The 15,071-nt window shown below is 42.3% G+C and carries 8 protein-coding genes; 1 reads left to right on the forward strand and 7 read right to left on the reverse strand.

Features of this window, described 5'->3' with window-relative positions; genetic code table 11:
• Positions 1-29 precede the first annotated feature (29 nt).
• From ALT761_RS16730 to ALT761_RS16760, 7 genes are all read right to left on the reverse strand, one after another.
• Entirely contained in the window at positions 30-971 is a 942-nt protein-coding gene (locus tag ALT761_RS16730; RefSeq protein WP_129740054.1) for a hypothetical protein, read from the reverse strand.
• 240 nt (positions 972-1,211) lie between these two features.
• The gene (locus tag ALT761_RS16735; RefSeq protein ID WP_129740055.1) at positions 1,212-4,244 is read right to left on the reverse strand and encodes a TonB-dependent receptor; all 3,033 of its coding nucleotides are present in this window, start codon (positions 4,242-4,244) and stop codon (positions 1,212-1,214) included.
• 51 nt (positions 4,245-4,295) lie between these two features.
• Positions 4,296-7,013 carry a chondroitinase-B domain-containing protein gene (locus tag ALT761_RS16740; protein WP_129740056.1) on the reverse strand — a complete coding sequence of 906 codons (2,718 nt, stop codon included), beginning with the start codon at positions 7,011-7,013 and terminating at the stop codon, positions 4,296-4,298.
• 444 nt (positions 7,014-7,457) lie between these two features.
• The gene (locus ALT761_RS16745; RefSeq protein ID WP_129740057.1) at positions 7,458-8,459 is read right to left on the reverse strand and encodes a polysaccharide lyase family 7 protein; all 1,002 of its coding nucleotides are present in this window, start codon (positions 8,457-8,459) and stop codon (positions 7,458-7,460) included.
• 48 nt (positions 8,460-8,507) lie between these two features.
• Entirely contained in the window at positions 8,508-9,803 is a 1,296-nt protein-coding gene (locus ALT761_RS16750; protein WP_129740058.1) for an MFS transporter, read from the reverse strand.
• Positions 9,804-9,878: 75 nt separating this feature from the next.
• Positions 9,879-12,200, reverse strand: a complete 2,322-nt coding sequence (locus ALT761_RS16755; protein ID WP_129740059.1) for a polysaccharide lyase 6 family protein — start codon at positions 12,198-12,200, stop codon at positions 9,879-9,881.
• A gap of 414 nt (positions 12,201-12,614) precedes the next feature.
• Positions 12,615-13,361, reverse strand: a complete 747-nt coding sequence (locus ALT761_RS16760; RefSeq protein ID WP_129740060.1) for an SDR family NAD(P)-dependent oxidoreductase — start codon at positions 13,359-13,361, stop codon at positions 12,615-12,617.
• Positions 13,362-14,132: 771 nt separating this feature from the next.
• Here ALT761_RS16760 and ALT761_RS16765 point away from each other — a divergent pair.
• Positions 14,133-15,011 (forward strand): NAD(P)-dependent oxidoreductase, encoded by an 879-nt coding sequence (locus ALT761_RS16765; RefSeq protein WP_129740061.1) that lies wholly within the window; start codon positions 14,133-14,135, stop codon positions 15,009-15,011.
• Positions 15,012-15,071 lie beyond the last annotated feature (60 nt).

Consider the following 15,071-nt stretch of genomic DNA (forward strand, 5'->3'; position numbering starts at 1 on the left):
AATTAAGCTTCTATAGCGCTCTTTTGTGCTTAGCAACGCCTATTTATCGATTTCGAACGCCCAATTATCATCATTACTCCCCCTAATATTATTAGTACTAGTCCCGATGGTTCGCTAACTCTTGCTGTCGTTGTTGCAAATGAACTCGCCAGTACAATTTCTCCATTAATGATGGGATCGTCAATACTTCCTCCTAGTCCAGGGAACGGTATCGAGAAAAACGAATTGTATAAATTACTTAAAGAAAAATCGTTAAACTCTACTCTAACAGCGTTTCGTGATTCGGTGCATAAAGTGTCAGAGCACGAACTATTTGCTTCATTTACAAAGATACCTAGCCCGAAATCAGCAATATTTAACCCTGCAAAGAGTGATTGATTTTCCAGTGCAGACACCGTGGCTTTGACACCTAACAAGTCTACCTCTACATTCGTGATAGTTGAACCGCCTGCGTTAGCGAGCGAGTAAGAACTTCCTGACGCTGCGTTTGCATCGACTTTTGATGTTGTACTCAGTAAGTCGGCCGTTATAGATAAGAAACCATTAATGCCCAACAAGCTTGAAAACAAATCAAGCGATAGCCCATTAATAGTAGCGCTACCTAATGTAGAAAAACTACTAGGCAATATACTCGTTAATGATGAGGTTGATAGCCCATCCATAACACTAGCAGAAATATCCCCTTGCAAACTCGTCCTATCTATAAAGGTCTGTGAATATACCCCTGCAGTTAAATCTGCCGCCGCTAGCGTGCTACTATCTATATAGGCACCGGGGGCACTACCGTTTGAGTGAGAAATATCCACAACTGCGCTTGCTAAAGAATCTATCGTTAAGTCAACGTGGACGGCATTTCCGTAACTACTACTGATAACACTAGCATTCGCTATACTTATAGAGCTTGATACTGTCGCTACTGTGAGGCTCAACCCCAGCAAAGTGCATCTCATATTATTCATACGTAATCGCATACGAACTCCTTAATTTTTCATGATTTAGGCGATGTAGCAAAATACCCACTTACAAGATATTTACATTTAAATATAGACAGCGATAAGTCTCTTACGACATGGGGAGATCCCCCTATTTTGATAATTGCTCATTAATACAAAGAACAGCGAACACAAAAAAGGCTGCTAGTCTTTCGACTTGCAGCCTCATTTTTTTTAAAGGTCAGACGCAATATATTGCGGCTACCTTGAACCTATTAACTAGTACTTCAAGCTAACACCTGCGAACAAGCGAGGACCGTAGTCATTTACTTCACCTAGGTTACCTTGTACATAGTAATCCTGTGATTTAGGTGCGCTGAACAAGTTAATCGCTTCAAGTTTCACACGAACATGCTCGTTAACTTTGTAAGACATACGAGCTTCCCAAACACCTACTTCATCTACATAACGTAAACGGGTACCGTTACTAGTGTAAGGTTGGAAGTATTCACTACGATACTTGTAGATAATAGCGGTATCTAAATCACCAATTTGGTAGTAAACCTGAGTACTGAATACGTGCTCAGAGAAACCTGGTACCGAAGCTGGGTCAACAATACCTGCTGTTAACTGCGTGGTGTTGCCATCTACATCTGTGATGAAGGTGTCACCGTACAAGCTATCTTCAAATTCGAAGTCTGTGTCAGCGTAGTTGTAGCCAATTTTAATACCTAGGCCATTATCCCAGCGGTAAGCAATTGACGCCTCTAAACCAAAGATATCGCTTTCTTCGTCGGTAGTTACAGAGTTGGTCACTGGAAGCGCAAACTCTTGACCATCAATAACGAAGTTTTCAAGTACGGTACGCTGCTGGAATCCACCTTGGAATTGCTTGTAGTATAAGCCAAACGCAAAGATTGAATCTTCGTTAGGATACCATTCAAAAGCAACGTCATAGTTCCACGACATAAGAGGCTGCGTATCAGGGTTACCTGAACCATTAACACCTACTAATAAATCGGCAAGTGACGTTGGCGCTAAGTCATCATCGGTTTGGAACGTACGGCTATAGCCTAAGTCAGATGGATCGGCACGAGACATACCACGGTAAATACCACCACGAATTAAAATATCGTCGCTGTAATCAACTACCAAGTTAAAACTTGGAAGTACTTCAGTGTAATCACCACCGCCTTCAATTCTTTCAAGCGAGTCACCGCTCACTAAGCTAATTACACCTAGCTCGTCAGTAACCACATCGAACGAGTTTCTAAAGCCCACTGAGGTGACTTCGGTATCAACAATACGCACACCAAAGTTACCACGAATGAATTTGTTGAACATTTCTGTATCGTAGCTAGCCATCACGTAAGCAGAGTTTGTTTTCTCTGTTACATCGATAGTACCGCTGTTTTCATACTCTACGTCTGGGTAGCCAAACTCACCGTTTTGAGACGCAACAACAGCTTGTGAGAAACACACATTATCGTAAGTAGCCCAAGAAGAACCGCCGCCAATTACATTGCCGTCACTATCAACGTTAGTAATCAGGTCGCCATCTGACACAGCATCTAAGAAGTCAGATTCAGGGAAGTCTTTCTGACAGCTTTGTAGTAACTCAAGTGCATCTGCATTTGCAGTATCTAGCGTAAACTCGTTACGCGAACCATTACCTTGGCTACCACCATATTGAATGAAGCTAAGTTCAGATGTTCTTAAACCTGCTTGAACACTGGTGAAAACTTCGCTGTCTAATATATATTCAAAGTCTAAACGCGCGGACTTGATTTCGTTATCGCGGGTATTTTCTCTATCGATACGAGTACGAAGGCTATCTGTGTAGTTAGAAATGTCAGTAACATCAAAGTCACTCACGGTGAAATGAGGAATATATTCACCCATATCCCAGCTGAATGATTGTCTGTCGGCTGTTCTCGCACGGTTAGAAATTTGTAATTCTTCACGTGATGTTTTTGAGTAAGCCAAATCCAACTTAACGGTTAGTGCATCGGTAGCATAGTGCTCGATGTTCAGGCCGTAACCACGGTAGTTCTCTTCACGAGAGAATTGCTCACCTGAAGATTCAATACGGTCTTGCCCTTCCCAATGTAAGATACCACCTACATCGTTCGTTACTAGCGTAGGGCCAGTAAGCCCTGGGATAGCACGTTTTTGTAAGAAGATTAAATCGTGACGCGACTCTTGTTGCGTTCTATCCGACACCTGAGCATCAAAGTTAATATCCCAAGACTCAGACGGTTGGAATTGAAGCGCTAAGAATAGCGCATCACGCTCATCAGACGTTTCGTTTTGACGATAACTACGGCTGCTTCCTGTCCATGCATAAGGAGAACCAGCACTAACCGCTTCGCCTGTTTCAGGATCAATGGCAGTATCGTAGCCTTGGTTACTGCTACCACTAACTTGATCTTCACAGTCACCCGCACTGCTACGATAGAAACCTTCGTTAGTGTTAGTTGGGTCGTTCAAACATGCCCATAGTGAAGAACCTGTAGGGCTTGAACTTCTGTATTCTGCTTCTGGTTGGCTGATATCTTGACGTTGCATACCAAAAGAAATACCTAATGCTTGACCGTTATCAAATTCAAACTGATCGACATAACTAACGGTACCGCGAAAACCTAAATCACCTTGAAGTGAGTTATCGACATTGGCTTGATCAGGGTTGTAGTTAGTTTTAACTTCACCTTGAATACGTTGCTTGCCGTAATCTAGCGGCTGTACCGTTTCTAGTGAAATAACACCGGCCACACCACCTTCAATCATAGAGGCGTCTTGGGTCTTATAAATAGCCACTTTCTTCACAAGTTCCGAAGGGAACTGAGAGAAGTTTACTGAGCGGTCACCACTACCGTTGGTTGCTTCACGACCATTGATATGTGTAGCACTTAGGAACGGGCCAAGACCACGAATGGTAATTTCAGTAGCGCCACCGTTTTCACGGTGAGAAGCCGCACCAGTAATAGACTCTAGTGCTTCACCGATAGAAAGTGCAGGTAATTCACCAATGTCTTCTGATGATAAACCATCAACAACGGTTGTAGACTCACGCTTAATAGCAATTTGATCTTGAATTGTCTTACGTGTACCAACCACGTCGATAACTTCGACGTCAGCCTGGTCTTCTTCAGTTACATTGGCTTCTTGAGCGTGAAGTGAAAATGCGCTGGTAGTGGCTACACTGGCAATAATTGCGGTACGTACCCACTTGGCCACAGGGCGAAGCGTGAATTCAGCATTCTCCACGTTTTCACCGCTCAAGGTTTTACTCTGTTGTGTTTTCAACGACATTACGAGATCTCCGTTGTGTCTTTTAATGTGTATAGGGCTGTGTGTGTTGTGTTATTCATCGTCTGCTGTCCATGTAGAACCTACGCCCACATCAGATGCTTGAATGTAGTAAAGGCCTTTTGCACCAGCAACTGCTTGCGCACCACTTTCGTCAGTCTCGATAAGTGTGCTTTCAGCAACTACAAATTCAGGAACTTCTTTTCCATTTCCAGCAGGGTCTTGGTCAATGGCGCCATCGGTATCAAATTCGCCATTTCCATCAATATTTCTGATATCTACCCAGTCATCCGAGGTATCACCAGACATATAACTGTCGCTGAAACCAAAGTTGTTAGTCAGGGTTGATTCTGTGTGGTTGATTAAGTCGCAGTCATATTCGAAGGAATGGTCACTAAAGCCGCCGTCAGCATTCAGATACAAGCCTTCAGTCGAAGCGTCATTGTTCAAGCCATTTGCAATTAAGTTAGCGTCAAAGTCGATAACGAAAAATTGATTACTAAGACCGTATAGTGTTGAGGTTTCGGCTAAGTCGTCACAATCACTAACACCGGCTTTCGAACCAATTTCAGTACTGAATACAATAGGCTGAAGCGAGTTAAGTACGGTATTGTTAGTTACAGTAAGCGATAGGTCGCCAGAACCATCTAATACAGCTTGGTTACCAGAATTCGGTACACCGCCATCAGCTTGAGAGAATGGGTTTACCGTAAATACGATACCGCCAGCTTCTTTGTTGCCAGAGCGAATACCCGCAATGTAGTTGTTGGTAATGGTGTGACCTAAAGGCGTTACTAGTACACCACTTGGTCTGTCGTCAGAGCTTACAATATCGGATGTGCGAATAATGATGTTATCGCTAACCGTATTAAACCCACCGTCTTCAAGTGAAATACCACCGCTAGCATTTACAATAGTATTGCCTTTGATTGTGGCACCTGAGGTTTGAACACGCATTAAGCGGCGGCCAGTAGTCACATTGTCAATCAAGTTATACTGAACAGTGAAGTTAGCCATGTCGGCTGAATCGTCACCGGTAGTGCTGCCTAAATTAAGTAAAAGAAGGCTTGAGTTATCAAAGTTTGAATTCGGGCTTTCGCTAAACAAGTTGTATTGAATAACGTGGTCAGCACCGGAAGAAGCTAGCTTGATAATAGAGCCTTCTGCTGCCACTGAGCGACCAGAGAATGTGTTACGTTCTATCAACGCGCCGCTGCCTTTCACTACCATCCAATGGAAAGCATCATCTGGGTAGTTCAAAGTGGTCTGCTCATTACCCATGGTGTTTTGTGAGAATACGAAGTTATCGCCTTCAGAATAAATCATGGCTTCTTCGCCACTATCACAGGTTGAACCTGAAAGCGTATCGATATCTGTGAAGGTTAAGCCCGTTACCGCTGCGCCATCAGCTGAGCTGGCAACGTGAATACAGAAATCACCGCTAAAGGTAGGGGTCTCACCTTCAACCGCACGAAGTTCAATACCACTGGTTAATTCAAGCGCTGCCATACCTGTATAGGTATTCGTATTTAAGCCGAGTACATCGCCATCCGCTAAGGTAACTAAAGCAGATTCAAGCGTTGCAGCGTCACCCACTACTTGGGTATACACCACTGAGTCCAACGCGTCTGTTACTGTATCGGTGAACGAATCATTATCCGTATAAGCAGCGCTAACTGAAATTATCGCGCCAGCATAAGCCGATGGCGTGAAGGTCTTAGCGTTTGAATCGGCAATTTCAACACCATCAGCAGACCAGGTGTACACAACGTTCGCTTCATCAATGCCGTTATTATCAGTGATTTCAGCCGTTAGTGTGGCACTGGCTAAGTAAGGCGCAGTACCCATAATTTCGATACTACCCGCTTGGTCTACCGCAACACTGGTAACTGGAATAGTGGGCGCAGACGTAATGTCTTCTTCAAAACCGTTATCATCAACATAAGTCACTTGCACGGTAATCACTGTGCCAACCAATGAAGCATCTACCACGTAAGTACTGTCGGTTGCTCCATCAATGGCCGCATCATCAGCATACCACTGGTAAGAAATATCCCCTGTTGCGCCGTCTTCATCAGCAATTTCAGCGGTAAGGGTGTTGCCTACCGTCGGAGTACCGGTAATAGCAACTGCACCTTCAGAGTTCACACGAGCCACTACATCAGTAGCTGCGGAGGTGACTGATTCGCTAAAACCGCGATCGTCTTCGAATGTGGCACTAGCAGTAATTACTGTGCCGAACTGAGCGTCGTTAAGCATAAGCTCTGAAGTGACTTCACCTTCTATTTGCGTATCGTCTGCGAACCATGCGTACACGATAACCGCATTTTCGATTCCGTTTTCGTCTGCAACAGTAGCTGTTAACGTTGAGCCTACAAGAGCGTCGCCACTTAGGGTAATTGTCGCATCTGACGCAATGGCCATTACATCGTCGGTAGGGTCACTGATGTGGGATTCGTTAATGCCACCATCATCGGTATACAGCCCTTGAACTGTAATTGGTGAACCAATTTGATCGTCAGTAAGAGTGAATGATGAAGAATTCGCACCGTCAATAGCAACACCATCAGCGTACCAGTAATAGGTAACTGTACTAGAAATACCATCCGGATCGCTTACGGTTGCATTTAGCGTTTGACCGCTAATCGCTGTACCCGCTAGGGTAATAGACCCCAATGTATTAGGGTTGTTGTCTGAACTAACGTCTGTGTCAACATTACAGCCTGTTATCGCTGCTGCAACTGCACAAAGTGCAAATGTTTTTAATTTCATAATGGCTCTATTCTCCGAGTTATTGGTTTTGGCTATTGAGTAGTGAACCGCACAATATTTTTATAATTAACTATTATTACCAAATTAAAGAGTTATAGGTTACCAATTGAAATTACATTAAGACAACATTGTTAACCTGTCGGCACATATAACCACAATAATATAACTTTTGCCACCATTATCATGCCATTGCAATAACATTTAATTCACAAAAACATTTATAGCGGCAGTCAATAAGGCTTGCAACGTCAGACCAATGGTAAATACATTGTTATTACCAATTTATTTTTACGGTGAATGTTGAATATAAAACGGCAAGATGCCATCAGGAAGCAGTATTGAAAGTAACTTGGAGCGCTAAATGAAGTGAAGTGAAGTGAAGCAACGCTATGTGTGGGAATAGGTGCCATTGGCTGTATTAAATAGAGTTTATTTACCCTTCATTTAATGTTGATTATCTAAATGATAAAAGGTGGCTTGTACGTAGTCTTTGTCCGAACCACTGTTATTTTGATTGTAAACACCGGCTTTAAAATACATGTATTCGTTATTTTTGTTATAACCACTTTTACTCATATCAAAGCTTTTGGTTACGTTTGCTTTACCTTCTCGGACTAAAGTGACAAATAAGATGTCATTCTTTACTGTAATCTTATAACTAAATTTTTCGTTAAGGGCTATACCCTCCTCAGGATTTTCTAAAGTGTGTGAGCGGCCCCCTACTAAGTTTACCCATTCATCATCGCCACCGTTAATTTCATGGGCAAAGTAGATTGACCCGTTGTCATTATCCGGTAATTTACGGTAGTACAGCCTAATGGGCTCATCATCGGTAGCATGTATTTGTCCAATGATCACTCGCCCTACTTTTTTCTCGTCTCCAGTGGTAGAAACGCGATTCACGGCAAGCGTTGCTTCAAGACTACCTTCCACAGCTCCCGCTTTTCGCTTAACTGAACCGTGTGCCGAGCTGAATACCCAGTTGTTCTTAGTGATACCTTTAGTTTTAAAACGAGTGTTACCTCTGCGGAGCATCTCTCGCAATTCAGTTCGGGCGTACTTGGTATTTTTTGATGTTTTTGCCCCAGTATTAGGGCAGGCAAATACCATACCTCCATCAACGGCAGTGTAAAAAAGCGGTTTGAGTACAAAACTGTCACTTAGTGCTTTTTCATAAATAATGTCGGCTTTTAAATCTTTATTTAGATCGGTAGGAAGACTAAGTGTCCAACTTAATAAGTCAAAATTTTTACTTGGTGGTTTCGATGGGTCAAGTGAACTAAAATCACCAAGCAGCTCCCCTTCAGGTAGTACTTGGTGAGACTCGGGAAGTGTATGGGTAGCAGCTATAATTTCAGCCAATGAAGTGTTTACTACAACAATATTAACCAGTGTTAATGAAGTAAAAACGACACTGCGTAATAACGCTTTTGTTATCGCTGCCATAAAAGCTACCTACCCAATCTACACGACTAACATGAAGCTAAGCGATTATTATCGCTTAGCTTCAACCGGTTCAATCTTCGGGCATAAAACCCAAATACTAAGCATGGCAATAATGGCTAATGCCGCACCAATAACGAAGACCACTGTGTAACTGCCGTCTGCAGTTAACGAAGGTACTGCGTATATCAAAAGCCCTGCCGCTAGTTTGGCCGCCATACCCGCAAAACCCGCCAGTGTACCTACCGACTTTCCGCCGAATAAATCACTTGGTAATGTTTGTACGTTTCCAATTGCTGTTTGAAAGCCAAACAAAATGGTTGCCATAATCAGTACCGCAGCAACCTCACTGTTTGGGTTAGACAACATCAACAGTGCTGGCAACATGATTAAGCAACCAAGCGTAATAACTAACTTACGGGCTTTGTTTACCGACCAACCCGCTCCCAGTCTATTTTGCGCGAGCAGCCCGCCAAACCATGCACCTAGCATGGCACCTACGTAAGGTACCCAACCATAAATAGCCAAGCCCTTTACATCCATGGCATAAACTTCAACCAAATAGGTAGGGATCCAGACAATAAATAGCCACCAAATAGGGTCGATTGCCGCAGTGGCAATAATCACGCCCCAGCTTTGTTTGTGAGATAGTAATTGCCCTGTAGTAGGTGTGTATTCGGCAATAGCACTGCCATCGGCGTTGGTAGCTTCGTTTCTTTGACCTGTAAGAATGTACTCTCTTTCTTCGGCAGTGATCCAAGGGTGTGAACCTGGAGGTGATTTAACCACTATAATCCACGGAATAAGCCAAAGAAGACCGGTACAACCCACTATTACGAATATCGCTTTCCAACTAAAAAATAATGCAAGATAAGCAATTAAGGGAATTGAAATAATGCCACCAATGGCAGCACCAGAGTTGAATATACCCTGCGCTAATGCACGTTCTTTAGTGGGAAACCACTCCGCATTAGCCTTAGCAGCCCCAGGCCAGTTACCTGCCTCTGAAACACCTAAAATAGCGCGGAATATGCTGAAGGTAAGAATTCCTTGGGCAAAAGCATGAAGTACGGTAGCAATCGACCAAATACCAATAGATAGCACGAAACCTATGCGGGTACCTACCCAGTCAAACACCTTACCAAACAAGGCTTGACCGAAGGCATAGGAAAATAGAAATACAATACTAATAATCCCGTACACTTCTTTTAATTCAGCATCGGTTTTATTAGGGTAAATTTCTTTCCCCATAAACGGCCACAATACGCTAAGCGATTGTCTATCTATGTAATTAATCACCGTTGCCAATGCAACCAGGGCAATTACCCACCATCTCAAATTCTTCATACTACTACCTTACCTACTATTACTTGGTCGTCTTTTTTATAAAGCGTACGCTCGAAAACGCTATCCCGTAGGATCTCACTTCGACTTATTACCTTTTACAATTGCCGTTGATGCCCCTTTGGTAAAGGTTTCAGTCACTTTAGGAAGTGGCGTATTATCAAAGGTATTATCAAGAACTTGAGTTTTTGGCTCACCTACCGTGTGATCGATAGTCACTAGCTTGCTATCTACAAACGTATTGCCGCTAATTAGGCTTTGCTGAACACCCAATAGAAAAATGGAAGACTGAGACTTGTTACGCTTGCCCTTTCCAACATTAGAGACATCACTTTCAGTTAACGTGAAATGAGGACCAAAAGTACTTTCATCTGTGCCGCCGCGATAAATTTTTGCAATAGCACCTTCAATGTTTGAAAAGGTAGAATTTTTGATGGTGACGTATTCGGCATTATAAATGCCTAGATCATCTTGCTCTTTGTCTAAACGCAGTACGTCACCAGTAATGTTTTCAAATACACTGTCAGTGATATCGATACTGTCGGCCAAGCTTCTGTAGCCCGCATCGAATACGTGAGAGGAATGGTTCACGTTCAAGTCGGTAATGTGTGTGTTATGAATGGCAAGCTTGTGATTAAACAAGGTAGGTAATTTAGTATTACGAATTAGGACATTACCTGCACTATCAGGCGATTTTTTACCTGATATATTCAACCCATCAAGTTTCAAGCTTCCCCCATCTTCAATTTCAATCATTAAAGAGCGCATGGGGTATAAGGTAACAGAGCGCGGTGACTCTGCTTTTAGTGTTACTACACTTTTCACCTGTAGCTGCTTGTTCAGCGAATAACTTCCCGCTTTAAGCAGTATAGTGCTTCCGCTTTCTGCTTGAGCTACTGCACTGTAAAGCTCGTCTGCAGAACTTACATCAACCGTTTTACCAGAGTCAAAGTCTATGGGTAAGCCTGCTTTCTCATACCAGTTTACACCGGTATCTTCTTTTAGCGTTGGGCTTAAAGATGCTGGAGCGCCGATGTCTAATTGCTGTGCCTGTTCACTTTGCAACAACCCATTCTCGCCACGCACTAATTCAACTTCTTTAACATCGAAACCTTGCGCGAGCTCGTCTTGTGGAAGCTGGCTGGTAAGGTTATTTTTAAACGTAATTCCTGACACATCATCGAAAATCTTAAACGGATTTTCGCCGCTTTTATTTACTACTAGGTTATTGGCAAAGCTGCTGTTGATAGGCGTTGCCGAACGTTCTGCGTCACTACCAGCTGCTAAGTTGATATTGTCCAAATTCACCAAAGTATTGTTGTCAATTTTGGCATTGTTAACTTGATGGTAGCGGTTAATAGAAGAATTCGGCACGCCATTCATTACAGTAAAACCACCGCCAAATCTTATACCCGTTAACCCTTCCATGTAGTTATTACGAACCGTTTGGTCGGCATTGATAATACGGATACCACCAGTGTGGTGCTTACCATTACCAAAGAAAACATTCCCTTCCACTAGGTTTCCATTGCCGTGACGAAGGGTTAGCGTACCTCTACTTTCGAAAAATACGTTATTTAAAAACTGGTTCTTACCTGATTTATTCGAAATGATTTCTACTTCGCCGTTACATCTGTCGAAGTAGTTGTTCTCTACAATAGTGAATGAATCACTTAAGGAGTATTTACTGGTACCAATACGAAGGGTTTCACCACCGTTAGAACCTAAAATTGGGCGAGGGCCAAAGTAGTTGTGATCGATACGGTGATGATTTTGTTGGCTATCTTCCGTATTCAAACGCACCGCCATTGTCACGCCAGCGTTACTTTTGCCTTCTAAGTGGCTATGGTCGAAGCGATTGTGCTTACCGTACATCACTACCCACTTATCAGCGTTAAATTTATCTGGGTTACTAAACCCGTCAATAACCACTTGAGTAACACGAGAGTGATATGCAAGGTTGTCGTCGTTCTCTTTAAACGATACCACTTCACCGGTAGGGCTATATCCGTCTTTAAAAACCAAGCCTTCAACGACTAAGTATTCACCCGCCAGTCGAAGGTTTGACATTCCGGACAATACTACGCCGCCATTAGTTTGCGCCTTTAACGTAATAGGCTTATCTGGTGTACCAACACCTTTAAATAAAATCTCAAAATCTTCCCAAACGCCATCAGCAAGTACAATGGTATCGCCCGCTTTTAACGACTTAGCATGTTTGAGAAATTGCTTTTTATCGGCAACTAAAATGCCATCTGATTGCGATACTTGTAACAAAGGATTGGAAACATCGGTGCTGTCTTCTTTTGCACCAGCTTGTGGAGAAGTGGAATTACAGCCGGCAACAAATAGTAAGCTACAAGTGACTAAAACAGGAACAGAAAACACACTAGCATTCATGCAAACAACCTAAGTTATCTGAAAGACGACAATCGCCTTTATATGATTAAAGAAGGGGCTCTTCAAAACTTAACACTTGCATGAAGCATAAGCAGCGATATCAAATAGCGAGGTGCTGATTAGCGTCATGTCAAAAGTCGAAAATGTTTCAACCTGAGCCGAAAGATACTAAGTATCAATGTAACCAACCCCACAACACAATGTCAACCAGTTGTTAACTTTCTATATTACCAATTAATATACCTATTGATATTACCAAACCAGAAGACAAACATAACTTAATGATTTTGTTTAATTATATAAACTTAACAATTGTAAACCAGGCAAAAATAAAAGCCTCGCAAAGGAGGCTTTTATTTAACTATCGGTAATAATTTATCAACATCTATGTTGATAGTGTTTACTTATTGACTGCTATGAGAAAAGCAAGCCCCCATTAATATCCACATTATTGCCGGTCATATAAGAAGCATCATCACTCGCTAAGAATGCCACAAGCTTAGCGACTTCTTCAGATGTACCTTCTCGCTTAATACAAGTTGCCCCCGCCACATTTGAGCGGACATTGTCTGGGGTGAAGGTGTCATGAAACCCAGTCGATATCATACCTGGGCAAACTGAATTCACGCGGATATCTGGCCCTAATTCTTTCGCTAAGCCTCTGGTAAAGGTAGAGACAGCCCCTTTAGATGTAGCGTATGGAATAGCGCCACCGCCGCCACCATCTCTTGCGGCTTGAGATGAGAAGGTAACAATTGAACTACCCGCTTTCATGTGAGGAATAACCCCCTGTACCATAAGGAACAAAGACGTTAAGTTAACATCGAGTACTTTGTGCCAATGTGCTAAATCCATTTCCAATATCTTTTTACGCTCTACCAGACCACCTGATACATGAACCAGGCAGTCTATAGCCCCGTAAGTCGACAACGTAGTTTCAACCGTATTATGAACATCGGCCTTTTGAGTAAGGTCAGCATGAATAGCAATCGCATTCCCTCCCGCAGCAATTATCCTTTCAACAGTTTCTTTCGCCCTGTCAGCGCTAGCTTGATACGTAATAACAATATTAGCCCCACGAGCAGCAAGCTCTACCGCACAAGCAGCACCAATATCTCTGCCACCACCCGCTACAATTGCAACCTTACCTGTCATCGACATAATCTTATCTCCCGAAATTCATGTTTCTGTATAAGTAGATATTCACGCGAAAGGCTCGTTGATAGTAAACCAGTGAACTGGATGACTCGAATCTGTGGCGAAAACTGCTAGAATGAATATCTGAATATGGTTTAACCCTCAACCTGTTCAAAGACTAACCAACACTATGATAGTCGTCAACCCTCCACCAAACCACTAGTTACCAATTAAAATTACCAAATAGATCAAGATATTCACGGTTATTAAACATTTGATAGGCACTTTTAAAAAACAAAATAAATTGATATAAATCAGATCTATACAGCAAAACCAATTCTTGGAAAACGATTTCAAGCTAAGAAAATACGTTAACAAAAAATTCAAAAAACAACTAAAAAACAAACCAAATTAGTCCCATTTTTTAATTATTGGTTGACAATATGGCATGATACTAATACTGTTTTTGATATGCTGATTGGTTCAAGAAGCAAAATGAACTGTCATCATACTAGTCGATAAGAGACACGAATTAAGTTTGGCATTGGTTAATGGTGAATATTTAATTGGTAAGTGATTTTTTGATAGGAAAAATTTATTGCCCCTTCAATTTTAGCGGGTACATCTGTCATAAGCCACTTTGTTCAATACAGAACCCAATTATTTAGCGAGATGTTAATCTTAAGCTCAAATTACTTATTAAATTAATTAGAAGCAAGATAGCGCACTCGGCTACGAAGTGAAATTAACATCACTCTCAACACAGCCTGTGCCATGATATTTTAGGAGTTATACATGTCAAAACCTGTCATCGGTTTCATCGGTCTAGGCCTTATGGGCGGCAATATGGTCGAAAACTTACAAAAGAAAGGCTACGAGCTTAATGTAATGGACCTTAACAAAGATGCGGTAGCAGCATGTGTTGCAAGAGGTGCTAATGCAGCTTCTTCGGCTAAAGAGCTAGCTGAAGCATCAGATATCGTTATGCTGTGTCTAACCACATCAGCCATTGTCGAAAAAGTAATGTATGCAGAAGACGGTATTCTTGCAGGCATGAAAGAAGGCTCTGTATTGGTAGACTTTGGTACTTCTATTCCTGCATCTACCCGCAAGATTGGTGCTGACCTAGCAGAGAAAGGCGTTGGTATGATCGACGCACCTCTTGGTCGTACACCAGCTCACGCTAAAGATGGTTTGCTTAATATTATGGCTGCGGGCGATATCGAGACCTTCAACAAGGTTAAGCCTGTACTAGAAGACCAAGGTGAGAACGTTTTCCACCTTGGCGCATTAGGTGCTGGTCATACAACTAAGTTAATTAATAACTTTATGGGTATGACAACGGTATGTGCAATGTCTCAAGCATTTGCTGTAGCTGACTTGGCTGGCGTAGATCGTCAACAACTTTTCGACATCATGTCGACAGGTCCATCTAGCTCACCGTTTATGCAGTTCTGTAAGAACTATGCTGTTGATGATGTAAGTGATCTTGGTTTCTCAATCGCAAATGCGAATAAAGATCTTGGTTATTTCTTACAAATGGTAGAAGACTTAGGAACACAGTCTAAAATTGCAGAAGGTTCATCTTCTAACTTGCAGGCTGCATTTGAAGCTGGCATGGGTAACGGAAACGTACCAGAGATTTTTGATTACTTTCTAAAATTAAAAAAGTAGATCCTGTCTGAACTACTTGGGCGCTTGATGCTAACTAATAGCTTTGCTAATTCTGGTTGG

This window comes from Alteromonas sp. 76-1, from assembly GCF_900654235.1.
GTDB classification, from domain to species: domain Bacteria; phylum Pseudomonadota; class Gammaproteobacteria; order Enterobacterales; family Alteromonadaceae; genus Alteromonas; species Alteromonas naphthalenivorans.